The organism is Acinetobacter sp. YH01019, assembly GCF_013420285.1.
Taxonomy (GTDB): domain Bacteria; phylum Pseudomonadota; class Gammaproteobacteria; order Pseudomonadales; family Moraxellaceae; genus Acinetobacter; species Acinetobacter gandensis.
This window is the reverse complement of the sequence record NZ_VOYM01000001.1, coordinates 172,085-195,901: the sequence shown is the minus strand read 5'-3', so window position 1 is coordinate 195,901 and position 23,817 is coordinate 172,085. Positions and strand designations below refer to the sequence as shown.

General features: G+C 41.1%; 18 protein-coding genes and 4 tRNA genes. 12 read left to right on the top strand and 10 right to left on the bottom strand.

Features of this window, described 5'->3' with window-relative positions; genetic code table 11:
* Nucleotides 1-237: 237 nt before the first annotated feature.
* The 7 genes from FTT84_RS00960 to FTT84_RS00930 form a co-directional block, all read right to left on the bottom strand.
* Entirely contained in the window at nt 238-1,095 is an 858-nt protein-coding gene (locus tag FTT84_RS00960; protein WP_067763949.1) for an alpha/beta fold hydrolase, read from the bottom strand.
* 293 nt (nt 1,096-1,388) lie between these two features.
* Nucleotides 1,389-2,645, bottom strand: a complete 1,257-nt coding sequence (locus tag FTT84_RS00955) for an OprD family outer membrane porin (protein WP_180079621.1) — start codon at nt 2,643-2,645, stop codon at nt 1,389-1,391.
* 603 nt (nt 2,646-3,248) lie between these two features.
* Nucleotides 3,249-4,268 (bottom strand): 4-hydroxy-2-oxovalerate aldolase, encoded by a 1,020-nt coding sequence (dmpG, locus tag FTT84_RS00950; protein WP_067763955.1) that lies wholly within the window; start codon nt 4,266-4,268, stop codon nt 3,249-3,251.
* 11 nt (nt 4,269-4,279) lie between these two features.
* On the bottom strand, nt 4,280-5,176 hold the full coding sequence (locus FTT84_RS00945) for an acetaldehyde dehydrogenase (acetylating) (RefSeq protein WP_180079619.1): 897 nt from the start codon (nt 5,174-5,176) through the stop codon (nt 4,280-4,282).
* A gap of 25 nt (nt 5,177-5,201) precedes the next feature.
* The gene (locus FTT84_RS00940) at nt 5,202-5,999 is read right to left on the bottom strand and encodes a 2-keto-4-pentenoate hydratase (protein ID WP_180058389.1); all 798 of its coding nucleotides are present in this window, start codon (nt 5,997-5,999) and stop codon (nt 5,202-5,204) included.
* 511 nt (nt 6,000-6,510) lie between these two features.
* Entirely contained in the window at nt 6,511-7,179 is a 669-nt protein-coding gene (locus FTT84_RS00935) for an HAD-IA family hydrolase (protein ID WP_067763964.1), read from the bottom strand.
* A 183-nt stretch (nt 7,180-7,362) separates the two neighbouring features.
* Nucleotides 7,363-8,331: an RluA family pseudouridine synthase gene (locus FTT84_RS00930; RefSeq protein WP_067763966.1), complete on the bottom strand. Its 969-nt coding sequence runs from the start codon at nt 8,329-8,331 to the stop codon at nt 7,363-7,365.
* A gap of 759 nt (nt 8,332-9,090) precedes the next feature.
* Between FTT84_RS00930 and FTT84_RS00925 the strand changes: the two genes are divergently transcribed.
* The 6 genes from FTT84_RS00925 (at nt 9,091) to FTT84_RS00900 (ending at nt 15,389) form a co-directional block, all read left to right on the top strand.
* Nucleotides 9,091-12,588 (top strand): Rne/Rng family ribonuclease, encoded by a 3,498-nt coding sequence (locus FTT84_RS00925; protein ID WP_180079678.1) that lies wholly within the window; start codon nt 9,091-9,093, stop codon nt 12,586-12,588.
* 187 nt (nt 12,589-12,775) lie between these two features.
* On the top strand, nt 12,776-14,617 hold the full coding sequence (locus tag FTT84_RS00920) for a long-chain-acyl-CoA synthetase (RefSeq protein ID WP_180079617.1): 1,842 nt from the start codon (nt 12,776-12,778) through the stop codon (nt 14,615-14,617).
* Nucleotides 14,618-14,757: 140 nt separating this feature from the next.
* A tRNA-Lys gene (locus FTT84_RS00915) sits at nt 14,758-14,833 on the top strand.
* Between the two features lie 21 nt (nt 14,834-14,854).
* A tRNA-Lys gene (locus tag FTT84_RS00910) sits at nt 14,855-14,930 on the top strand.
* Nucleotides 14,931-14,979: 49 nt separating this feature from the next.
* Nucleotides 14,980-15,055: transfer RNA gene (locus tag FTT84_RS00905), tRNA-Lys, on the top strand.
* A gap of 258 nt (nt 15,056-15,313) precedes the next feature.
* Nucleotides 15,314-15,389: transfer RNA gene (locus FTT84_RS00900), tRNA-Lys, on the top strand.
* A 93-nt stretch (nt 15,390-15,482) separates the two neighbouring features.
* Here FTT84_RS00900 and FTT84_RS00895 read toward each other — a convergent pair.
* Nucleotides 15,483-16,151: a hypothetical protein gene (locus tag FTT84_RS00895; protein ID WP_180079615.1), complete on the bottom strand. Its 669-nt coding sequence runs from the start codon at nt 16,149-16,151 to the stop codon at nt 15,483-15,485.
* A gap of 316 nt (nt 16,152-16,467) precedes the next feature.
* Here FTT84_RS00895 and FTT84_RS00890 point away from each other — a divergent pair, with 316 nt between their 5' ends.
* The gene (locus FTT84_RS00890) at nt 16,468-16,725 is read left to right on the top strand and encodes a PspC domain-containing protein (protein ID WP_180079613.1); all 258 of its coding nucleotides are present in this window, start codon (nt 16,468-16,470) and stop codon (nt 16,723-16,725) included.
* 106 nt (nt 16,726-16,831) lie between these two features.
* Here the strand turns inward: FTT84_RS00890 and FTT84_RS00885 are convergent, their stop codons facing one another.
* A complete protein-coding gene (locus tag FTT84_RS00885; RefSeq protein WP_180079610.1) occupies nt 16,832-17,944 on the bottom strand; it encodes an HPP family protein in 1,113 nt (370 codons plus the stop codon).
* A 257-nt stretch (nt 17,945-18,201) separates the two neighbouring features.
* Complete coding sequence (locus FTT84_RS00880) at nt 18,202-18,714, bottom strand: hypothetical protein (RefSeq protein WP_180056287.1); 513 nt, start codon at nt 18,712-18,714, stop codon at nt 18,202-18,204.
* 200 nt (nt 18,715-18,914) lie between these two features.
* Between FTT84_RS00880 and glyQ the strand changes: the two genes are divergently transcribed.
* The 5 genes from glyQ to FTT84_RS00855 all read left to right on the top strand — a co-directional run bounded on the left by glyQ (nt 18,915) and on the right by FTT84_RS00855 (nt 23,624).
* Entirely contained in the window at nt 18,915-19,898 is a 984-nt protein-coding gene (glyQ, locus tag FTT84_RS00875) for a glycine--tRNA ligase subunit alpha (RefSeq protein ID WP_067666981.1), read from the top strand.
* Nucleotides 19,898-21,967: a glycine--tRNA ligase subunit beta gene (gene glyS / locus FTT84_RS00870; protein ID WP_180079608.1), complete on the top strand. Its 2,070-nt coding sequence runs from the start codon at nt 19,898-19,900 to the stop codon at nt 21,965-21,967. Before glyQ ends, glyS begins: the two co-directional genes overlap by 1 nt.
* A gap of 107 nt (nt 21,968-22,074) precedes the next feature.
* Entirely contained in the window at nt 22,075-22,548 is a 474-nt protein-coding gene (locus tag FTT84_RS00865; protein ID WP_067763985.1) for a hypothetical protein, read from the top strand.
* Between the two features lie 222 nt (nt 22,549-22,770).
* Nucleotides 22,771-23,127: a DUF3060 domain-containing protein gene (locus FTT84_RS00860; protein WP_081410296.1), complete on the top strand. Its 357-nt coding sequence runs from the start codon at nt 22,771-22,773 to the stop codon at nt 23,125-23,127.
* Between the two features lie 107 nt (nt 23,128-23,234).
* Nucleotides 23,235-23,624, top strand: coding sequence for a hypothetical protein (locus FTT84_RS00855; RefSeq protein ID WP_180079606.1), 390 nt, complete (start codon nt 23,235-23,237; stop codon nt 23,622-23,624).
* Nucleotides 23,625-23,817: the final 193 nt, after the last annotated feature.

Here is a 23,817-nt window from a genome sequence, read left to right as displayed (position 1 = left end):
TTTTGATATTTATAAACTTAGCTAAAAAATGCCGTTTTACAACTTAAGTCTAATAAGTAAAACCATATTCCCTACTATTTATATGGATTAATTTTCAAACTTTTCTCAATACAAGAGACTCATTTTGGCACCCATTAATGAGAATAATACTCATTTAAACTATTTCTGTCAAAAGATTTATATAAAAAAAGGATGGCAAAACCATCCTTTTTTGAAGTTCATGTCAGTGACAAGAAATTACACACCACGCGCTTTTAAATAATCTTTAATCACGGTGTTGAATTCTTCTGCTTTTTCAACTTGAGACCAGTGGCCACATTGGCTGAAAATATGCGCATCAGCATGAGGAACGGTATTCAAAATATCCCAAGTACGAGATACAGGAATCACCACGTCTTGTACACCGTGAATCAACAATACTGGCACAGTAATGTCTTTCATTTTTTCGAAATCTAATGGGAATTCGAAACGGTCACGGTCGCGTGCGCCAACAACATCCATCAAACGATTTGATGCATAGTCATTTGCAGCAGAAGCGAAACGTACTTTTACTAATTCATCAGTAATCAAGTCTTTGTTTACAACAAACATAGACAAAGTTTTCTTGATCCCTTCTTCAGTTAATACTGGGTTTGCATGTGCTTTAAGTGCTGCAGTTTGTTTCGCACCACCTGTACCCATAGAAACGATACCCAAAATACGCTCTGGATAGTCAAGCGCCATTTGGAATGCTAACCAACCACCAAGTGAGTTACCCACTAACCAAGTTTTTTCAATACCAAGTGCATCTAACGTACGCACGGCGTGATCAACCCAAGCTCGGATACCATACGCAGTATTCGGTGCAACAACAGTTTGACCATAACCAATCGTGTCGATTGCGATACAACGTGCTTGTTCACCAATTTGAGGTAGGTTCAACCACCAGTTAGCAGCAGCAGATACACCTGTACCTGAACCGTGTAAAAATAGAATTGGTGTACCCTCACCCACTTCGTGGTAATGAGTCAATTCGCCTTCAGCAGTTTCAATCCATTTATCTTCTAAACCAAAGAATGAATCAGTTGTATAGTCAGGAATCTGAACAGTGCTCATACATGCTCCTCGTATTGCGTAGAACTTGTGTTTCAAACCATAGCGGTTTTAAACCCAAGAGGGACTCTTTCGAATTTTGTGTTTTTACAGTCTCATATTACCTGTTCAATAGACTGTAACTGATACATATTTACGATCATAAACAACAAAATGACTATAATTTAAGTATTTGTTTTTAAAGAATTAAATAATCATAATTCCCTTATGATTATTGTGGTATTTCGCTTTTGAATAGGCCTTTAAAAAAAAAGCGGGAAATGCCAATTTATCTTCCCGCTTTTTCATTGCTTTAATTAGAACTTATACGTATAGGTCGTTGCTACGCGGTACTCTTTCAGGTCTGATTTCCAGTCATAATTGGCGTCAATATACATTCCTTGAATGCCTAAACCTTTCAATTTACCCTCTGGTACGGTGTAATTTACGATCAAATTAAATTCATCCGACTTTTGATCTTTTAGCGCACCTTGCGCTGTTTTAACTTCAGCATCAGAACCAGTGAAGTAAACAGCCGTTGCATTTAGGCCTTTCGCACCCAACTCAGCAAAGTCATAACCATAGGTGAAGCCCCATGATTTTTCATTTACATTGGTGAATGTTGCTACACCCCAGTTCACCAAATAAGGCTGAGGCACCCATCCACCCAATGTCGGGAATGCTGTATCACCAAACATTTGTTGATAACCTAAACCGAAGGTATGTGAACCATAATTCACTTTTGCACCTACCGATAATGCTTGGTTATCCACTTCACCATATAATTTGTCACCCGAATCTGAGTTATCGAAGTAACGTACATGGCTATCAAGTTTGGCTTTTTCACCTAACTTGGTTTTATAGTTTGCACCAACATATTGCTGGGTATAAATATCTTGTACATCGGCATACCAGTAGCTTGCACCAATCTCAGGTGTAAATTGGTGATCAATACCCGCAATGTACATACCATCCGCTTCCGCACCTGTATCATAATTTGCTGGTGGCGCAAATTTAGTTAACTCACGGAACTGATTGTCATAACGGTTATTAATGCCATCGATGTAAGCCAAGGTTAACTTAGTATCTTTTACATCTTTTGATTCCAACCATGCACCACTATAAGTCGTCAACAACTGACGTGATGGATCGAAAACTAAAACTGGAGAAACAGGTAATAATTCACCTACTTTCAATTCAGTTTGAGATACTTTGGCTTTTAATGTCGCACCAACCTTCCCAAAATTATCTTTTGATTCTTTGCCATCATGCGGCAAAATCCAGTCTGGATTTTTATCACGCGCATTCAATTTGAATGCATGTTGTACCAAAAGATCTGCACCTACTTGAATGCCAGCACCAATATCTTGGTAACCTGACTTCGCATCCAAAGTGATCCCTTGCGACCATGAACCCCAGTTCGCTGCAGGATTTTCTTTGATTTGGCGATCAAGATAGAAGTTTTTAAATTTTAATTGCACTTGGCTATCGTCAACAAAATCTGCATAAGTTGCAGAAGTTCCTAATGTTGCTGTCGCAGCAAGAATTGCTATCCATAAATTTTGACGACGCATGGCTTATTTCCCAGTAATCAAATTAAGCTATGGCACCATCATGCTAAACAATGCCCTTTTTAAAAATCCGACTACAGTATTAAGGTTTCAGCCAAAGCTCTATTCTTAGGACTGTTTTACTCAAAGTAACTATTTTTCTTTAGATATTTAAGCAATAAGTTATTTTCACTGTTTGTACCAAGCGATTTAATTAAATGCCTGTTTTATTAAATCAAAATTCTTTTTTTTATTTTTTATGCAATTACAAGTCAGTTATTAATTGCTTTTAAGTTTAATCAAAATGGTTATCTGAGATTCATCCTCATTTAAATTATAAGATAAAACAATCACATCATATATTTATTATATAAATATCAAATACTTAATATCTGGCTTAAATTTAATTTAATGCTGTTTTTCATAATTTTTTCAATATGTTATTGAAGCTTAGTGCTTAAAATGAAATGAACCGTGAGCGCATAGTGAACAGACCCAACTTCATACTGACAGTAATATTAAAATTCACCTACACATCATCCTCGATCGCAAATTTCAATGCGGTTGCTAAGAGCTATAAAAAAAGCGCCCTTTTGGGCGCCTTTTTAAACAGATACTTAAATCAAATTAAGCATTTGCTTCTTTAGCTTTAGACATTGTCAACGCTAAATCTTCAATCATGTCTTCTTGACCACCAACCGTACCACGGCGACCAAGCTCCATGAGGATTTCACGCGCAGAAACGCCATATTTAGCTTCAGCACGTTTAGCAAACAATAGGAATGATGAGTAAACACCTGCATAACCTAAAGTTGCCGCATCACGGTCTGCACGAATTGGGTTGTGCATCATTGGAATCACAAGATCTTCAGCAACGTCTTGTACTTTGAACAAATCAACGCCAGTGTCCATACCCATACGGTTAGCAACTGCAATGAACAATTCAAGTGGCGTGTTACCTGCACCCGCACCAAGACCAGCAGATGCTAAATCGACACGTACTGCACCAGCTTGAACCGCAGCAACAGTGTTAGAAACACCCATACCTAAGTTGTGATGACCGTGGAAACCTAGCTCAATGCTTGAATCTAAATGCTGACGTAAGTGACCTACGCGATCAAGTACATCTTGGGGAAGCATGTAACCTGCAGAGTCAGTGACATAGATACAGTTTGCACCGTAAGACACCATCTTCTTCGCTTCTTCAAGCAATTTTTCAGGCGTTGCCATGTGAGCAAGCATCAAGAAGCCCACAGTATCCATCTCTAACTTGCGTGCAGCTGTGATGTGCTGTTCAGAACAGTCCGCTTCAGTACAGTGAGTTGCCACACGAATAGTAGAAACACCAATTTCATGTGCCATTTTTAAATGGTCAACCGTACCGATACCAGGTAGAAGTAATGCAGAAATTTTTGCATTTTTCATACGTGGCACAACAGCAGACAAGTATTCTTCGTCAGTTGCAGCAGCGAAACCGTAGTTTACAGATGAACCGCCAAGGCCGTCACCGTGAGTCACTTCAATTAAAGGTACGCCTGCATCATCAAGTGCTGTTGAAATGGCAATCATTTGCTCAACAGTGGTTTGATGGCGCTGTGGGTGCATACCATCACGTAAAGTCATATCATGAACAATAATCTTAGACATGAGGTTGCTCCTTAAGCTTCTTCTTTATTGAAAACGTGTTCTGCAAACATTTCTGCAGTACGTGCAGCTGCTGCTGTCATGATGTCGAGGTTACCTGCATATTTCGGTAGGAAATCGCCAAGACCTTCAACTTCTAAGTAAATAGAAACACGGTTGCCATCAAATACTGGACCATTTACAAGCTTGTAACCTGGTACGTATTTTTGAACTTCTTTGATCATTGCGTGAACTGACTCAATGATCGCTGCTTGATCTGGCTCACCTTCCACTAGACAGTGAACAGTGTCACGCATCATCAATGGTGGTTCAGCAGGGTTAATGATGATGATCGCTTTACCTGCTTTTGCTCCACCAACTTTCTCAATTGCACCCGCAGTTGTACGTGTGAATTCATCGATGTTTTTACGTGTACCTGGACCTACGGATTTAGTCGATACAGTTGCAATGATTTCACCGTATTCAACAGGTTGAACACGAGAAACTGCAGCAACCATAGGAATAGTCGCCTGACCACCACAAGTTACCATGTTTACGTTTGGCACTTCGCCAGCAGCAAGCAATGCTTCAAGGTTTACCGGTGGTACGCAGAATGGACCAATCGCTGCAGGTGTTAAGTCAATCATTAACACGCCAAGTTCGTTTAACTTGCGGCTGTTTTCAGCATGTACATATGCAGACGTTGCATCGAATGCAATTTTGATGTCATCTTCAAGAACGTGAGGAAGAAGACCATCTACGCCTTCAGCAGTGGTTTTCAAACCCATTTTCGCAGCACGAGCAAGACCTTCAGAAGTAGGATCAATACCCACCATCCAAACTGGCTCTAACCATTCGCTACGTTGTAATTTGTAAAGCAAATCAGTACCGATGTTACCTGGACCGATCATTGCACATTTAATCTTTTTCATGAATGTACTCTCTTTGAATCTGGGATTATTCAGCAGCGAAAGCAGCTGTTACAGAGCCGAAGCCTTCAATTTCAACTTTGAATTCATCGCCTGGGTTTGCCACAACCATTGGCCCTAGCGCACCTGTTAAAATGATGTCACCTGCAAGTAATGGACGACCACGACGTACCATTTCATCTGCAAGCCAAACCGCAGCATTCATTGGGTTTGCAAGACATGCTTTACCCACGCCTTGAGACACAACTTCTTCGCCACGTGTCATGATCATTTTGCAGTTCACAAGATCAAGGTTTTCAAGTTTTACAGGCTTTGAACCCAATACAAAACCTGCTGATGAAGCATTGTCAGCAACTGTATCAATCAAAGAGATTTTCCAGTTTTCAATACGGCTATCCACAACTTCAATGGCAGGCAACGCATATTCTGTTGCGCTGATAATGTCTGCATAAGTGTGTTTATCTTTGGTCAAGTCTTGGTTAATCACCAATGCAATTTCTGCTTCAACCTTCGGTTGAATAAGTAGACCTGCTGGGATTTCTTCACCATCGCCATAAGCCATGTCTGCGAACAACATACCGAAATCCGGTTGATCCACACCAAGCTGCGCTTGAACAACTTTAGACGTTAAACCAATTTTACGGCCCACTAAACGGCGACCTTCAGCAAGTGCACGTTTGGTATTTTCTTCCTGAACGGCATAAGCGATATCTACATCTGCACTTTCACCACCAAGTTGTGGGCGAATAGGTGCAATCGCAGCTTGAGATAATTCAGCGTTACGTAAAGCTTGCGCAACTGATTCAACAACAGCAGAATTCGACATCAATGTTTCCTTAAACTGCAAAAAATGGACTTATAGCGCTGTGACAGGAATCAGGAGTTGCCTCGGTTCAGCATCTGCAATCGACTTTGCTGCCCGTCCTTCACATGAAACGCATCTATCTTTAAACCACTTTAGAATCAAGATTTTCAGCTTTTCATGCCAATACTTATTTTATTTATGACTATAGTTAAATCCTATAATTTCAGTTGGTTTTATTGATTAAAAACAAAAACATAAAGTTATTTTTCTAAATATTAAACTACCCATAAAGCGCCGAAAAATTCATCTTCCTGTTAAAAAAACAGTCATCTACGACTAAAAGATTAGATTATTCGTTTATTTTTCACACAAACCCACATATAACTGTTGAAAACAAGAGGTTTTTAAAAGCCCGATTTAAAGGATTTTAACGATGCTTCCTTTTTGTTACAGCGCGTCATCGCCAGTCTCAAACAAAAAAAGGAAAGCGAACTTTCCTTTTCACACTGAATTAAAGATCAACATATTTGTTTTATACAGCTTCACTCAAACTTACGTACTGCAATAACAACTGTTGCAACTCTGCAACATCATGCGCAATCGACAATGGCTGAAAACTTTTCAACGTTTCCACACTATGTACTCCGTAGGACACTCCAATACGCGGCATCGAAATATTACGCGCCATTTCCAAATCGTAGGATGTATCCCCCACCATAATAGCCTGCTCAGCAGCGATGCCTGTTTCTGCTAATATTTCCGCAAGCATCAGTGGATCTGGCTTAGATTTAGTCTCACTTGCAGCACGTGTAGTAACAAATAAATCACGACTATTGGTTTGCGCCAATACACGATCCAGTCCTTTGCGACTCTTGCCTGTGGCAACAGCCAATTGTGTACCTGCAGCTCTCAGTTCATTTAACATTTCAGCGACACCTGTAAACCACATATCGCCCTTAGAGTTCGCCACATAATGCTCAGAGTAGCTTTGCAAAATGTCGTGATGCAGCTCAGGCACAGTCGGAAATAATCGCTGTGCCACTTCAGGCAGACCTAAGCCAATAATGCTTTTCGCATCGGCATCTGTTAATGGTTGTTCAAAAGTTTGAGCTGCAAACTTTAAGCTCGAGACAATTTGACCAACTGAATCAAATAAAGTGCCATCCCAATCGAAAATGACCAGTTTTACAGGTGAGTTCATATAAGGTTCCTAATATTTGATTCAGCTATTAAAGCCCTCTCCTGAGCAAGATTTAAAGCAATGCTTTTAAATTGAAGCGCAAGTGAAGGTTTAGGAGAGGTCAATTCACAACATCTCCCCTAGCCCCTCTTTAATTAAAGATGAAAACTTTCATAAGCATCAACATACAAGATAGATTAAAACTTACTCATCATCTTCTATAGACTTCACTACCTTGTCTGCCTTTTGTGCACGTAGCTGAGCCACAATGCTTTGCATATCTTCAGGCAAAGGCGCTTCAATCGTTTGATAACCAGGGATTTCTAAGCGCATTGCATGTAGGCACAAACGACGTGGCTTCGGGCCACGATATTCAGTTTCATGGCCGTATTTTTCATCACCCACCAATGGATGACCAATACTTAAACCGTGCACACGAATCTGATGGGTACGACCTGAAAGTGGAGATGCATATACCAATGTGGCATGCATAAAGCGCTCTTTAACATTCCACTGGGTTTTTGAGTCTTTCCCTTCTTTAGACACACGTACACGACGCTCACCATTAGCAAGTTCATAACGATGCAAAGGTTGATCAATCAGTTGCTTATCCAAACTCACCACGCCTTTTACTACAGCCGCATAGGTTTTTTGGATTTTGTGTTCGCGTAGCATGTCTTGTAAGCTTTTTAACACACTGCGTTTTTTAGAAATCATCACCAGACCCGAAGTGTCGCGGTCAATACGATGAATCAGTTCAAGATACTTTTTACCTGTTGCCGCACGTAAGCCTTCAATCAGACCATAAGCCACACCGCTACCGCCATGTACAGCGATACCTGAAGGCTTGTTCACGACCATTAAGCCTTCATCTTCATACACCACACGACTAAGCAGGCTTTGCGCAACTTTGTCAGATACGGGTGCCGCCGTTTCATCTTTTTGCTCATAGCGTATTGGCGCAACACGGACTTGATCGCCAATATTTAATTTGGTTTCTGCTTTTACACGTTTCTTGTTTACACGTACTTGGCTTTCACGAATCAAGCGATAAATGCGACTTTTAGGCACACCTTTAAGACGACTAAACAGGAAATTATCAATACGTTGACCCGCCTGATGCTCGTCCACTTCAAACCAGGTGACGCTTTGCCATTCTTGCGTAGAATTCATACAGTTACTGTGACCTAAAAAAAATACTAAAATTGAATAAAAAATGATCATTTAAGCTATACTTTTCGCAAGAAACATAAGCTTAGCCCATAGGCAGATGATGCAAGGTTTGATATAGTCAGCGCACGGAAACCACCGTAACTGAGTAAAAGTTGATTCATTTTCAGTATTCACTGCATTTGAACTTTCAACACATTACTCATTTTAGCTCGGAAAGGTCCCAAAAGAATTATGCCGACGCCGAAGGCTTATTATATCGGCAAAACAGCAAACTGTTGCGTTTAATTGTACCGTAGGTACATAAAACAGTTTGCCGCAAAAAAATATGCGCCAACCAAGGTTGGTTTTTAAACGTAAACTGATACACATCAGACCAGTCGCTCCCTGAAATATCTTCAGGCCACAACGTTTGATGCATTGGATCTGCACAGTTTGTAAAGGTACGACGATAATTCCGTATCAAGACGCTCTATCAGATATGAATGGATGCTCTTCGAGCAATGTGACAGTGAAAGTTACTCACATCCAATGCACCGTTTGTCCGCCAGTGAAAGAGTCAGGTGACTTTAATCGTTTAAAAGATTGAAGCCGTATTGCCATCATCAATACGTGAATCAAAAACCGTTGCCCACCAAAAGAAGGCCGGTAAAAATGCTCAGTACACACTTTTTGTGATCTGAGCACATTGATCCATGATGTGTGATGCTCGCTACGAATCAAGCGATGTTCTCCTGTGTATCACTATTAGGTGTTACACCCATGAAACGTATGTTGATTAATGCAACACATGCCGAAGAGATTCGCGTTGCACTTGTCACTGGTCAGCGTCTTTACGATTTTGACTTAGAGAATCGTACCCGTGAACAAAAAAAATCGAATATCTATAAAGGTCATGTGACCCGTGTAGAGCCCTCTTTAGAAGCCGTATTCGTTGAATATGGTGCAGGTCGTCAGGGCTTCCTGTCGATGCGCGAAATTGCGAATTCTTATTACAAAGCAGACCCTCGCCAAACTTCGAACATCCGCGAATTGATCACTGAAGGTACAGAACTTCTTGTTCAAGTGGAAAAAGAAGAACGTGGCAACAAAGGTGCTGCACTTTCAACATTTATTTCACTCGCTGGTCGTTATTTGGTATTAATGCCAAACAACCCGAAAGGTGGTGGTATTAGCCGTCAAATTTCTGGTTCAGTTCGTGAAGAATTAAAAGAAATGTTGGCGTCTTTAAATGTCCCTCGTGGCATGAGCGTGATCGTTCGTACTGCAGGCATTGGCCGTTCACAAGAAGAACTACAACTTGACCTACAGCATTTGCTAGACCTTTGGGCACAAATCCAAAGTACTTCAAACTCTGGCCCATCACCAATGTTGGTTCACCAAGAAGCAGGCGTGGTTACACGTGCTATTCGTGACTATTTACGTGATGACGTTGCTGAAATCTTAATTGACTCAGAACAAGCCTATAACGAGGCGTATAACTTCGTAAAAGCAGTTATGCCACGTCAACTCGACAAGCTTAAAACCTATACCTTGAATGAGCCTTTATTTGCACACTTTGCAATTGAAAGCCAAATTCAAACAGCTTATGAGCGTGAAGTGAAATTACCTTCAGGTGGTTCAATTGTGATTGACCAAACTGAAGCATTGGTTTCAATTGACATCAACTCAGCAAAATCAACTCGTGGTAGCGATGTAGAAGATACTGCACTCAATACCAACCTTGAAGCTGCTGAAGAAATTGCACGCCAATTACGCTTACGTGATATCGGTGGTTTAGTTGTGATCGATTTCATCGACATGACCAAAGACCGCAACCAACGTATGGTTGAAGCAAAACTTCGTGAAGCAACACAAAGCGACCGTGCCCGTATTCAATTCGGCCAATTGTCTCGCTTTGGTTTAATGGAAATGAGCCGTCAACGCTTACGCCCATCACTTGAAGAAGCCACTGGTTATGTTTGCCCTCGCTGTCATGGCACAGGTATGGTACGTGACCTACGCTCTCTATCACTTTCAATCATGCGCAAAGTGGAAGAAATTGCACTACGTGAACGTCATGGTGAAGTTCAAGTACAAGTTCCTGTTGAAATCGCTGCATTCTTATTGAATGAAAAGCGTCACAGTCTTGTTTATTTAGAGCAAACTTCAAATGTACGTGTGACTGTGCTTCCTCACCCACACTTAGAAACACCACATTACGAAATTTCGTATAATCCTGAAGGCTTTGCACCAACCAGCTATGAACGTACTGAAGCTACACGTTCAAGTGAAAAAGAGTTGGGCTACGAAGCATCTGAATGGCACTTAGGTGAAGAACAAGCTGCTGCGCAACAACAAGCACCTGCACCACAACAAGAAAAAGGCCATAAGAAGAACAAGCACCAACAACAAAATGTAGCTCAGCAAGCGCCTGTTCAAGTCGCAGCTCCTGCACCTACAGCATCAACCAGCCCATGCGCTTGGCTTGAAAACTTGTTTGTTCAAAAACAAGCAGCGACCGTTGATCAATCTCGCACTGCAAACAATGCAGCCGCAGCGATTGAGCAAATGGTGAACAACGGTGCTTCTAGCCGCGGTCAATTCGGTCAGATTAATGCTGCTGCATCTGTAGCAACTACTGATAGTAATGCTTATCTTGCACCTTCATCTGTTGTACATAAACAAGAACGTGACAGCTTAGAAAAAGCTGAACGTGAAGAAAAACGTCACAACAAGAAGCGTCCAAACAAGCACAAAGAAGCACGTGAACAAGATGCTCAATCACATCAAGTTCATGAAGAAGTGCTACAACCTTCACGTCAAGATCGCCATGAACAGCGCCAAGAGCAACGTTCAGACAACCGTCAAGATCGTCATGAATCACGTCAAGACAACCGTCAAGAACAACGTTCTGAGCGTCATGACAATCGCCAAGAGCAACGCAATGAATCGCGCCAAGACAACAACCGTCAAGAGCAACGTTCAGAGCGTCAAGACAACAACCGTCAAGACCAACGTGAAAATCGTCGCAATTCTCGCCGTCAGCACAACAACGAAAACACACAGCAAGATGTTCAAAACAATGAACAAACGCAGTCTGTTCCACGTCGTGACCGCAACAACCAGCAACGCCCGAACCGCCCAAATCGCCAACGCGATCAAAGCGTGTTAAATGAACAAGCGATTGCACAGGAAGTTGCTGCTGAACAGCAAACTGCTCCGACACAGCACAACCGCCAGCCGAAAGTTGAGTTAGTGAATGCACCTCAACAAGACGTTATGGCAACTGCTTTGGTGGTCAATGTAGATCAAGCACAAAGTGAGATCGTTGCATTAAATCCAGCGCCTGTTGAACAGGCTCAACAGCCAACTCCTGCTCCTGTCGTAGAAGCTGCTGCTGTTGTTGAACAACCTGTTGTTGCTGTGGAAGCTGAGAAATCAGAGCCACAACACAAGGCAAACGAGAAAAAACCAAGTCGTGCCAGCAATGACCCACGTCAACGCCGCCGCGAACAACGTGCAGCACGTGCTCAACAGGCACAGGCTCCAAAAATTGCGCCATCGCAAATCCCTGAACTTGCTCAATACAATGTGGGCAGCTTGATTCGCCATGTATATGGAGAAGATTGTTCAGTATTGATCGAGCAATTTGGACTACTTCCAACCTTCAACCGCGCGTTACAAAAATTTGCAGATGAATATGCTGCAAATCAAGCAACTCAGACTGAAGTAGCGGTAGAGAAAAAGCCTGTTACCCGTGATGTGCAAGTAGCAAAAGCAGCACCGCAAGCCGAACCTGCGCCTATGTTGGATTTAACTCCGCCAAAGCCAGCGTCTGACAATCGCGTTGCAAATGACCCACGTGAACGTCGTCGTTTAGCAAAACTTGCAGCTGAACAAGCGAAGCAAGATCATGTGAAGGCGGTTGAAGCTGCTGCACCTGCTGAAACAACAACTGAAGTAACACCTTCGGAAGTGGTTGAAGCACCAGTAGTGACTGAAGCGACTACAGCTGTTACAGAAAATGTAACACCAGCTGAAGTAGCAACAGAAGCGCCAAGTGAACCAGTTCAAGCTGAACTTGAAGTTGAAGCGCCGGTTGCAGAAGCACCGACGCCAAAAGCAAAAAAAGCTGAAGAACCGGCTCAAGTTATTGAAACTGAAAAGAAAGCCGATAGCTCAACTGAAGACAATGCAAACGAAGAAGGTGAAAAACCAGCTCGCCCGCGTCGTCCTCGTGGTCGCCCACCTAAGAAAGCGAACACCGCAGCTGAGTAATAATTTGCTTTTTTGCAGGTGATTAAAAAAATCCAGTCATTTCGGTGACTGGTTTTTTTTTGATACTTTTGTCAAATTAGGTTGATTGCACTAGATCGAAACGATTAAAAGACAATTGTAGAAATTGCTGCAAAATTATTGCAAAGAAATAAACCGTATCGGATTACGAAAAATAAATAGGATTCACATGAGCCAAACTACACAACACGACCTTATTGGGATTGCTGACGTCGCAGCAAAAATCCCCGCGTTTATTAGCAAAGTACCCAACTTGTTGAGTGGTCTTAAGCAAGCCTATTTACGTACCCCAAACACCCCTGCTGGCTTAGGCATCGCCTTTGAAAAAGCGGTAAAACGCAATCCCGAAGGTTTTGCACTGTATTTTGAAGATCAAAAATATACATATAACGAGCTCAATGAATGGGCCAACCAAATCGGTCATTACTACTTATCCCTTGGTGCAAAAAAAGGTGATGTGATTGCGGTAATGATTGAAAACCGCTCTGAACTCGTGGCAACTATTGTCGGCCTCGCAAAAATTGGTGTGACGAGTGCCTTAGTCAACACAGCTCAAGTCGGTAAAGTCCTTACACACAGCATTAACTTGGTGAAGCCCATTGCGGTAATTGTTGGTGAAGAATGCCGTCAAGCTGTTCAAGATGTCCGTGACGATTTAACCGTTGCAGCAGATCGCCTCCATTGGTTTGCCGACCAAGCCACACGTATTGATGCAGGTAAAGCGCCTAAAGGCTTTATTAACCTTGCAGAAACAATTGATCAATTTCCAAAATTTAACACTCCAACCACTGCCAGCGTGAAAGGTAAAGATGGTTTGTTCTACATCTATACTTCGGGCACCACAGGTTTACCTAAAGCCGTTATCTTCACCAATAGCCGCTGGACTTTGGCGTATGGTACTTATGGCCACGTCCTAAATCTCAATAAAGATGATGTGATGTACGTAACGTTGCCGCTTTATCATGCAACAGGTACGGTGGTGTGCTGGTGTGGTGTCATTGCAGGTAGTGCTACCCTTGCGCTACGTCGTAAATTTTCAACATCATCGTTTTGGAAAGATGTACAGAAATTTGATGCTTCAGCTATTGGTTATGTCGGTGAACTCTGCCGCTACCTGATGGACGCGCCTGTTTCGGAGCTTGAAAAAGGCCATCGTGTGAAAAAAATGATTGGTAACGGTATGCGACCAAACATTTGGGACAAATTCAAAGAACGCTTTGGCGTAGAAGAAGTACTTGAACTCTATGCATCAAGTGAAGGCAATGTTGGTTTTAGTAACGTATTTAACTTTGACAATACTGTCGGCTTTTCGCCTACCCCGTATGCCATTATTCAATTTGACAAAGAAAAAAATGAAGCTGTACGTGATGCCAAAGGCTGGTGCAAAAAAGTCAAAAAAGGTGAAGTGGGCTTATTGGTCGGGAAAATCACGCGTCGCTCTCCATTCGATGGCTATACTGATGCCGAAAAGAATAAGTCTGTGGTGATGAAAGACATATTTAAACACGGTGACTCATTCTTCAACACAGGTGATTTGGTACGAGACATCGGCTTTAGACATGCTCAATTTGTCGACCGTTTAGGCGATACTTTCCGCTGGAAAGGCGAAAATGTATCTACCACTGAAGTGGAAAATATGGTCAGTGAATATGAAAAAATTGCTGAAGCAGTCGTGTATGGCGTTGAAATCCCTGACACCAATGGCCGCGCAGGTATGGCAGCGATTACCCTCACCGATGCAGCTGAATTAAACGAACAAGATTGTAGCGCCATGGTTAACTTGTTTAAGAAATCACTCCCAGCATATGCTGTTCCAGTATTTTTACGTATTCAAAAGCAAGTAGAAACCACGGGGACTTTCAAATATCAAAAAAATAAGCTGAAAGAACAGGCATTTGATCCTAAGCAAACTGATGATCGTTTATTGGTATTGCTGCCAAACGCAACGGCTTACTGTGATTTAACTCCTGAAATTTATGCCAATATTCAGGCATATAAATACCGTTTTTAAGCAAATAGCGCTCATTTTAGCGACAGATATCCGCTAAAATGAGCTACTTTGTTGTATTTATAATCAAACAAAAGCAAGTTTATGAATTTTTACTTGCGCTTGAAGCAGATCTTGCTACAATACGCACCATCAAGCGAAATGGGTCGTTAGCTCAGTTGGTAGAGCAGTAGACTTTTAATCTATTGGTCCCGCGTTCGAGTCGCGGACGACCCACCATTTCCTTCGATACCACAAGATGGGTCGTTAGCTCAGTTGGTAGAGCAGTAGACTTTTAATCTATTGGTCCCGCGTTCGAGTCGCGGACGACCCACCATCTTTTTAAAACATCAGTTTTAGAATACAATCTTGTAGATACCCCCTAAGGGTCGTTAGCTCAGTTGGTAGAGCAGTAGACTTTTAATCTATTGGTCCCGCGTTCGAGTCGCGGACGACCCACCATTCTTTCTTAGGGCTTCTTTCTTCCGGCATGCGAAGAATATGAAACCTGCAAGTTCCGACCAAGACAAACCATCTCCCTAAGGTTTTGATTCGCCATTCTCGTTGTTTGCTATATCGATGTTGCGAAGTATCATTCTTGTCTGACTAGATTAAGTATTTGATTTAAAAATATTAGATGACAAATCTTCCCTAGTTTTCAAAACTACACGCTTCGCTTATCTTGCAAAAATTTTAAAATCTTATTTTAAAATTTTCTCAGGGTTGTTAGCTCAGTTGGTAGAGCAGTAGACTCTTAATCTATTGGTCGTGGGTTCGAACCCCACACAACCCACCAATTATTATTAAGCTTCAAAAAAAATGGCATTCAATGCTTTGAACGCCGCTCACATTTACATCAATATTTTTTAAACACAAATTAAGTTCATTATTATTGATCTTTGACCAATTCGTATGCTTGTTGCGGCTCAGGATAACCTTGCGAAAAGAGTTCTTGATTTCGGTCTTCTTGTTCAATCCCCTTACGAATTTTATCTAAATCCATCACAATTCTGTTTTCATCAATGACTTTATAATAAAAATTTACACCTTCTTTACGATGTACTACCAGTTCTTGATGTGCTTGATCGACGGTCCAAGTGTCCTTCCGATAATTGACATTATTTCCTGGCTGTGGCGCTTTATCAGCAAAGACTTTGCCAAATTGAATAATGCTGCGGTGTACTGTTCCATCAGGCAATAAATTTAGAATGAAATCTGCATTGCCTTCCTTACAAGGAATAAAATTATCATCACATTTTACATTGGCATGAAAACGGCCAATAAATACTTTGGCATGCTCAGGTACAGGTACAGGTACAGGATCTAAACCACTATCATGCGGTATTGTTGCTTGACCAGCAATTTCAGTCAGTTTTTTGCCATGATCAGACTGTGCCTCTGCATGGGTTGGCTGTATTTCTTCAGTTGGTTGATTATTCGTTGAATTTTTTTCGGCATTTTCAGGCGTATTTGAAGAACTACACGCCACACCAAATCCACTGCATAAAGCGATTACAGCATATAAAGAAAAAGATACTGATCTGGGCTGAGTAGCCATTTTTTTCATCATTAGTCAGAACCAATTTCAATCTTTGGAATGAATTAAATTAATACTTGATCAATATTGTAACGATTTCTCTACAACTGTACACATATATTTTAATAAATGTTAGCTATATCTCATTGTTATCATTGATCTTTAATTAAGATCACTCTTGTTTGGCTCATTCTAAAGGCAAACTTATCAAGGACTGGCAAAAGATTACATAACTTTACTTTTTTTCGAATCATGGCTCTTTAAATCGTTAACTGAATCACCATCTATATTGTATGGGTCAATTGATGATTCATTTTCGATTTCAAAGGAGAACTGAATGGCCAATGTTGGTTTATATCGCTCAAACCGCTCTAACATGATTGCTGGTGTGGTGGGAGGTATTGCTGAACGTTTTGGTTGGAACGCTAATTTACTGCGTATTATCTTTATATTTGTTTCGTGTTTAAGTGCTGCTTTCCCAGGTATTTTGGTGTATTTGGTACTTTGGTTAGTGATGCCTAAATCACAAGACAATCTATACTCGACCAATCGCTATTCAGACTCTATGCGTACTGTGAATGATGACAGACGTTAATATCCCTTGACCTCAGTTTGGTCGCTACGGTCTCTTCCCCAAGTTTCCGTAGCTTTTTTTTGTCCAAAATTTAGCTTTAAAATACTTAAATTCAGTGAATCTACGGCTAATGATTATGTTGCTGTAGTGCGTTCAATTGTTGAGACAAGGCGGCAATCATATCGGCGCGACTAATCATACCCACCAATTTTTTCTGCTCGACCACAGGAATATAGTTAAATGAACGCTCGACAAAATATGGCACCAAATCTTGAATGGGTTGATCCGGCTGAACGGTAACAACTTTAGGATTCATAATTTGATACACATGATTTTCCCAACTTGCTTTTGGATCTGCCGCACGTTTAAACCATTCCACTACATCGTATAAAGCTAAATTGCCTACCAATCGATCTAAGTCACTGACCACAGGCAGACTCATTAAATTCACTTGTTTAAATTTATCTAGTGCAGATTGAATATCATCTTCCGCACGTAAATAAATCACCTGCTGGCTCATAATATCTCGACAACTAAATTGGCTCGTACCACGACGGCTGGCTAACTGCTGTGCCTCTAAAATGATTTTTTGTAGATCATATTCACTAATATCTAAAAGCTGACTTTGCTGCTCTAACACTTGCTGAATATCTGCCGGTTGAATCGAGACTTTTTGAGTTGGTGTTGGATCTACCGTGCGTGTATTCACTTGTGCTTTTTGTGGATATTGTTTACCCAATAATCGGTTATAAATAATTGCAACCACCATCAACAATACTGAATTTAAAAGCACTGGATAGAACAAGAAGGCATAACCTAAATCATGAACAGCCTCACCACCCAAAACGGCTGTAATCGCCACTGCCCCACTTGGTGGATGCAAAGAATCTGTGGTCATCATTAAAACAATGGCTAAAGCAACCGCAATACTAAAAGCTTCGGTTAAATTGGGTATAAACATGGCGCAGGTCACGCCAATTAACGCCGCAAGCGTATTACCAACAACCATATTCCATGGCTGTGCTAATGGACTAGCAGGTACAGCAAAGAGCAACACAGATGAAGCACCCATCGGGGCGATATACCATGCATTTAAGTCACCTAGCGCTAACCAACTAACAAAAGAAGATAAACCTAAACCAAATAAAGCCCCAACCCCACAAAGTATGCGGTCTTTGAGTGGAAGAACTTTAAAATTCGGTTTTAGCGTGTTGAGCCAAGCTGATTTTGCGTGAAACACGAGATACCTTGTTTGTTTTTTTGCGAGATGTTGCAATTATAAAGGCATGCAAACAATAAGATGTATTCAACTTACATCTTTATCTTATAAATTTTACTTTTGATCCTTTTCAATTTGAATACGCCGCTTACTTGCGTAGTTTTATCACAAGAAATGAGCCTAAAAGGCTCATCATGTTTTACTGATACTTAAAATAAAAAATCTATCAGCACTCACATCTGTACCTGCTAAAGTAAAAGAACATTTAGGCGGTCAGCTTATTCATCTTTATCAATCAAATCTTCACTTCCATAAATAATTTTCTGAGCTGTTTCATCATACACAATAGGAAACCACTCATAATAAGCCGAAGGGATTCGTTCAACTCGAATACGTCCAATCACATAATTATGCCCACCCAATAAATCAACTGTGAATCGAGCTGGACGAGCGATAATTAGCTGTGAATTATGATCAATGACGAGCTCAGTTTTCCCCTGTTCTACAGCGGTGGTAAACCGACCGTGGATAGGTGAGTCAAAGGCCATTCCTCGTGTGACTTTTCGAGTCCCCTGCTGACCATTGACCTCAAGCAAAAGACCTTCGCTCATTTGATACTTTGAACTAACCACTAACTGCTGCTTAATCACCTTCTTACATTCCACGTTGCAAGAATTAGTAATGGTCGCAATTTTTGAAGCGTGAAGTGATGAATCTGAATACAAAGCTACAGGCGTCGTACTACAGGCAGATAGCACCATACTTATCACAATAAAAGACTTCTTAAACATTGTTATCGCTCATCATTAAATTTATTCATCCACTTTATGCCACAAGTAACTACGTTTTTATTATGTACAATTGGAAAATATAAAATTCTGCACATCATTAAAACATCAAAGCTTGGTTCAAGAGCGATTAACCCTTTGCCACACACCCCCAAAATCCTTATAATTGAGCACAATTTTTATCTAATTTTAAGTGGATGACCATGAGTCGCGCCATATCGCATATTGATACCTTCCAAGGCTTAATTCTTGCCTTACAAAACTACTGGGCTGAACAAGGCTGCGTCATTCTTCAACCTTACGATATGGAAATGGGTGCAGGTACATTCCACACTGCAACTTTCCTACGTGCTTTAGGCCCTGAAACTTGGAACGCGGCTTATGTTCAGCCTTCTCGTCGTCCTAAAGATGGCCGTTATGGTGAGAACCCTAACCGTCTACAACACTACTACCAATTCCAAGTCGTGTTGAAGCCAAACCCAGACAACATCCAACAGTTGTACTTAGATTCTCTAAAAGCGATTGGTATTGATACCCTTGTTCACGACATTCGCTTCGTAGAAGACAACTGGGAATCTCCAACACTTGGCGCATGGGGCTTAGGTTGGGAAGTGTGGTTAAACGGTATGGAAGTGACTCAGTTCACTTACTTCCAGCAAGTCGGTGGTGTTGAATGCTACCCAGTGACTGGCGAAATCACTTACGGTCTTGAACGTTTAGCAATGTACCTTCAAGGCGTAGATTCAGTTTACGACTTGGTTTGGACGAAAGGTCAATTTGGTACTGTGACTTACGGCGACGTATTCCACCAAAACGAAGTTGAACAATCCACTTACAACTTTGAATATGCCAACGTTGAAAAAATGTTTGAGCTATTTGATTTCTACGAAGCTGAAGCAACTCGCTTGATGGAAGCTGAACTTCCACTTCCTGCATATGAACAAGTGATTAAAGCATCACATAGCTTTAACTTGCTCGACGCGCGCGGTGCAATTTCGGTGACTGAACGTCAACGTTATATTTTACGTGTACGTACTTTGGCACGTGCGATTGCACAAAGTTATGTGGCTGCACGTGCGAAGCTGGGCTTCCCAATGGCAGAACCGGCTTTACGTGATGAAGTATTAGCTCAACTTAAAGCACAAGTTGAAGCGGAAGCAAAAGTTGAATCTAAGGAGAGCAAATAATGTCTAAACATACAGTATTGTTCGAATTAGGCTGTGAAGAACTTCCACCAAAAAGCTTAAAAAAATTACGTGATGCACTTCAAGCTGAAACGGTAAAAGGCTTAAATGATGCAGGTCTTGCATTTGATGCGATTGAAGCTTATGCAGCGCCACGTCGCCTTGCATTGAAAATTGTCAATGTAGACGGTGCACAAGCAGACACACAAAAACGTTTTGATGGCCCTGCTAAACAAGCAGCGTTTGATGCTGAAGGTAAACCAACTAAAGCTTTAGAAGGCTTTATGCGTGGTCAAGGCATCACTGTTGATCAAGTATCGACTTTCCAAGCGGGTAAAGTTGAAAAAGTTTGCTACTTAAAAGATGTAAAAGGTCAAAGCCTTGATGTGCTTTTACCGCAAATTTTACAACACGCTTTAGATAACCTCCCTATCGCAAAACGCATGCGTTCAGCGGCAAGCCGTACTGAATTCGTGCGTCCTGTGAAATGGGTCGTATTGCTGAAAGACAATGCTGTCATTGATGCAACCATTCAAGATCATAAAGCGGGTAACGTGACTTATGGTCATCGTTTCCATGCACCTGAGGCGATCACACTTGCGCATGCAGATGAATACCTTGCGAAGTTAAAAGCAGCGCACGTTGTGGCATCTTTTGAAGAACGCCAAGCGATGATTGACCAACAAGTGAAAACACTTGCTGATGAAGTCAATGCCATTGCGATTGTGCCTGCGGATCTTCGTGACGAAGTAACTGCATTGGTTGAATGGCCTGTTGCGCTTCGTGCAAGCTTTGAAGAACGCTTCCTTGCTGTGCCGCAAGAAGCGTTGATTACAACGATGCAGGACAACCAAAAGTACTTCTGCTTAGTAAATGCCGACAATAAGCTTCAACCATACTTCATTACCGTTTCAAATATTGAGTCGAAAGACCCGTCTCAAATTATTGAAGGTAACGAAAAAGTTGTTCGTCCACGTTTGTCAGATGCTGAATTCTTCTTTTTACAAGATCAAAAGCAACCGCTTGCATCTCGTAAAGAGAAACTTGCAAACATGGTATTCCAAGCAGAGCTTGGTACGTTATGGAATAAGTCTGAACGTATTGCAAAATTGGCTGTGGCTTTGTCTGCTATCACAGGTGCAAACCCAGCAGATGCTGAAAAAGCAGCGCTACTTGCTAAATGCGACTTAACTTCTGAGTTAGTGGGTGAGTTCCCAGAGCTTCAAGGTATTGCAGGTACTTACTATGCACGTATTGAAGGTGAAAATGATGAAGTTGCTGAGTCTTTAGGTGAGCAATACTTGCCTAAGTTCGCGGGTGATGTGTTACCAAAAACCAAGACAGGTACAACGCTTGCTCTTGCAGACCGTTTAGATACGCTCACAGGTATTTTTGGTATTGGTCAAGCGCCTACGGGTTCGAAAGACCCGTTTGCACTTCGTCGTTCTGCGATTGGTATTTTGCGTCTTGTGACTGAAAATAATTTAGACGTTTCGATTGAGGATCTAATCAAACTTGCACTTGCTGCTTATGGCGATGTATTGAAAGATCACGATAAGACTTTAGCTGATGCTGTTGCATTCCTTGAAGGTCGTTACCGTGCGAAATACGAAGACCAAGGCGTTGCAGTTGATGTGATTCAAGCTGTTCAAGCACTTTCTCCAAAATCTCCGCTTGATTTTGACAAGCGTGTAAATGCCGTGAATCATTTCCGTGACTTGCCTGAAGCTGCTGCATTGGCGGCTGCAAACAAGCGTGTTGCTAACATTCTAGCGAAAGAAGCTGCCCCTGAAGGCGCTGTGGTTGAAGCCAACTTGGTTGAAGATGCTGAAAAAGCATTATTCGCTGAACTTGCGAAAATCACACCTGTGGTTGAGCCGTTATTTGCTGCGAAGGACTACACTGCTGCCCTTTCTGCACTTGCTGCACTTCGTGCGCCAGTCGATGCATTCTTTGACGGTGTAATGGTAATGGCAGATGATGCTGACCTAAAAGCGAACCGTTTACGTATGCTTGCACAGCTTCGTGACTTGTTCACAAAAGTGGCTGATATTTCGGTGTTACAACACTAAGTTTAAGCATTAATAAAAAACCCGCTTTAAAGCGGGTTTTTTTATGCCGTTTGAAATCTAGGTAAAATCCTGTTAGAAATAGCGGGATTTTTTGATAAGAACAATATATGAAAAGTATTACAGTCAATCATCCTTACCGCCCAGATCTCTATCTTTTTATCTTACATGCAGTATTGATGGCATACAGCTTTTACCTTTGGAAGGTTTATCCATACATTCCAACCAAGCCAGATATGGGTGCTTTATTCTTTTTGATTATTTCTGTTTTGGGTGGATTTATTGGAATCGTCATCATTGCTGTGACTTTGCCCAGATTAGACCGCACTGTGCGTTACTTAACGCTTTCAAAATTTGTTTTAAGTTTGGTGTATTGGTTGTCGAGCACAACCATTTTCGTTTTATTTGGCAGTACTAAATTTATATTCAATAATCCCCTTGTACTATTTGTCTTCGTTTTTCTATTTTTTAGCAGCCTGTATTTTTCAATTATTCGCGTTGCAGACATGCGTAAGAAAGACTGGCTGATTTTGGGCGGGATATTGGGTGGAGTAGTATTATTGTTCTTTTTGCCAAAACTTTAATCGCTAAATAACCCAGCTAAATCTTCATGAATTGTTTAAGATAATGTACTAATAATTCAATGAGACCGTTTGAAATACTAGATAAATCACTTCTTAATACATCAATGTGAAAAAGATCTTCTGTTGCACTCAATATCTCGTTTTAAATAAAGACGAATAAGACTTGAGCAAATAAATCTCGGCATGCTAAAAATAACTCAAACTAAATAAAATGAAATACCTATGATGAATGAAAAATTACTTAGCTTTGGATTATTGATTCTATCTATTTCTTCTGCAAATGCTGGAACTGAAATGACTCATTCTCGAATCATCATTTCTTCACCCGATACCGTTGCAAGTTATGATTGCGCGGGACGCTCAGTGAATATTCCTGCTCCAGATAGCCGTATTACTCTAAAAGGCAGTTGCCCGATGATTACGGTTGCAGGTCCAAATACAACGGTCTATGTAGAATCAGTCAATAAAATCAATATTTATGGGCCAAATTCGAAAGTGTATTATCAAAAAAGCACCCATCCATCACGCCAAGTCAGCATCAATGCCGTTGGTCCAGGAAGTGCAGCCTATAAACGTTAAATATTAAGTGAATGAAGTTGAATTTAGGATTAAGACTTAAATCTATAGCCAATAATTCACCAATTCCCTATACTCAACCTTAACAACACTCAACAAGAAAGAAACTTATGAAATTGAAAGCATTCATTTTGACTGGTCTTGCGGGTCTAACACTTTCTGCATGTACATCTGCACCAACAATTCCGCAACTTGAAACAGGTGTATTACAAGAAGTTCAAAACATTGATGTCTATCCAGATACCACGGATAACAAAGCAAAACTGACTAAATTTGTAGATAAATGCGTGATTGAATTTACAGGCAATTTAGAAGAAGCAAAATCGGTTGAACAATGGTCATTTAAAGGCTTAACCCTGATTTCAGGTGGTACAGCAACCTTTGCCAAAGATGGTACAAGTTCAGCGCACAATTTTGATTTAAATGCGGCGGATGTACAAAAGAACTTCCTTGCATTACGCAGTCATTTTGCTAAAGATGCGCTTACACAATGTGAATAAATAATAAAAACCATATCTCCAAAATGGAGGTATGGTTTCATTTTTCCTTGAATCTTGAACAATAATTCGTTCAAATCCATAATTTTTAATCATGAAAATCGTAACTAGCACCACACCACAGCAACGCGTAAAACACATATAAGCCACTGTATTTTCATAAAATTACAATACTGCATTAACTTAACCAAGTTTC

What these genes read in the sequence shown, in the direction of transcription:
- glyQ (WP_067666981.1), top strand. Translation starts at nt 18,915, where the DNA reads ATGAGTCGCGCCATATCGCATATTGATACCTTCCAAGGCTTAATTCTT.
- FTT84_RS00935 (WP_067763964.1), bottom strand. Translation starts at nt 7,179, where the DNA reads ATGAACTCACCTGTAAAACTGGTCATTTTCGATTGGGATGGCACTTTA.
- FTT84_RS00860 (WP_081410296.1), top strand. Translation starts at nt 22,771, where the DNA reads ATGATGAATGAAAAATTACTTAGCTTTGGATTATTGATTCTATCTATT.
- FTT84_RS00920 (WP_180079617.1), top strand. Translation starts at nt 12,776, where the DNA reads ATGAGCCAAACTACACAACACGACCTTATTGGGATTGCTGACGTCGCA.
- glyS (WP_180079608.1), top strand. Translation starts at nt 19,898, where the DNA reads ATGTCTAAACATACAGTATTGTTCGAATTAGGCTGTGAAGAACTTCCA.
- FTT84_RS00960 (WP_067763949.1), bottom strand. Translation starts at nt 1,095, where the DNA reads ATGAGCACTGTTCAGATTCCTGACTATACAACTGATTCATTCTTTGGT.
- dmpG (WP_067763955.1), bottom strand. Translation starts at nt 4,268, where the DNA reads ATGTCTAAGATTATTGTTCATGATATGACTTTACGTGATGGTATGCAC.
- FTT84_RS00895 (WP_180079615.1), bottom strand. Translation starts at nt 16,151, where the DNA reads ATGGCTACTCAGCCCAGATCAGTATCTTTTTCTTTATATGCTGTAATC.
- FTT84_RS00855 (WP_180079606.1), top strand. Translation starts at nt 23,235, where the DNA reads ATGAAATTGAAAGCATTCATTTTGACTGGTCTTGCGGGTCTAACACTT.
- FTT84_RS00890 (WP_180079613.1), top strand. Translation starts at nt 16,468, where the DNA reads ATGGCCAATGTTGGTTTATATCGCTCAAACCGCTCTAACATGATTGCT.
- FTT84_RS00930 (WP_067763966.1), bottom strand. Translation starts at nt 8,331, where the DNA reads ATGAATTCTACGCAAGAATGGCAAAGCGTCACCTGGTTTGAAGTGGAC.
- FTT84_RS00865 (WP_067763985.1), top strand. Translation starts at nt 22,075, where the DNA reads ATGAAAAGTATTACAGTCAATCATCCTTACCGCCCAGATCTCTATCTT.
- FTT84_RS00955 (WP_180079621.1), bottom strand. Translation starts at nt 2,645, where the DNA reads ATGCGTCGTCAAAATTTATGGATAGCAATTCTTGCTGCGACAGCAACA.
- FTT84_RS00945 (WP_180079619.1), bottom strand. Translation starts at nt 5,176, where the DNA reads ATGAAAAAGATTAAATGTGCAATGATCGGTCCAGGTAACATCGGTACT.
- FTT84_RS00880 (WP_180056287.1), bottom strand. Translation starts at nt 18,714, where the DNA reads ATGTTTAAGAAGTCTTTTATTGTGATAAGTATGGTGCTATCTGCCTGT.
- FTT84_RS00925 (WP_180079678.1), top strand. Translation starts at nt 9,091, where the DNA reads ATGAAACGTATGTTGATTAATGCAACACATGCCGAAGAGATTCGCGTT.
- FTT84_RS00940 (WP_180058389.1), bottom strand. Translation starts at nt 5,999, where the DNA reads ATGTCGAATTCTGCTGTTGTTGAATCAGTTGCGCAAGCTTTACGTAAC.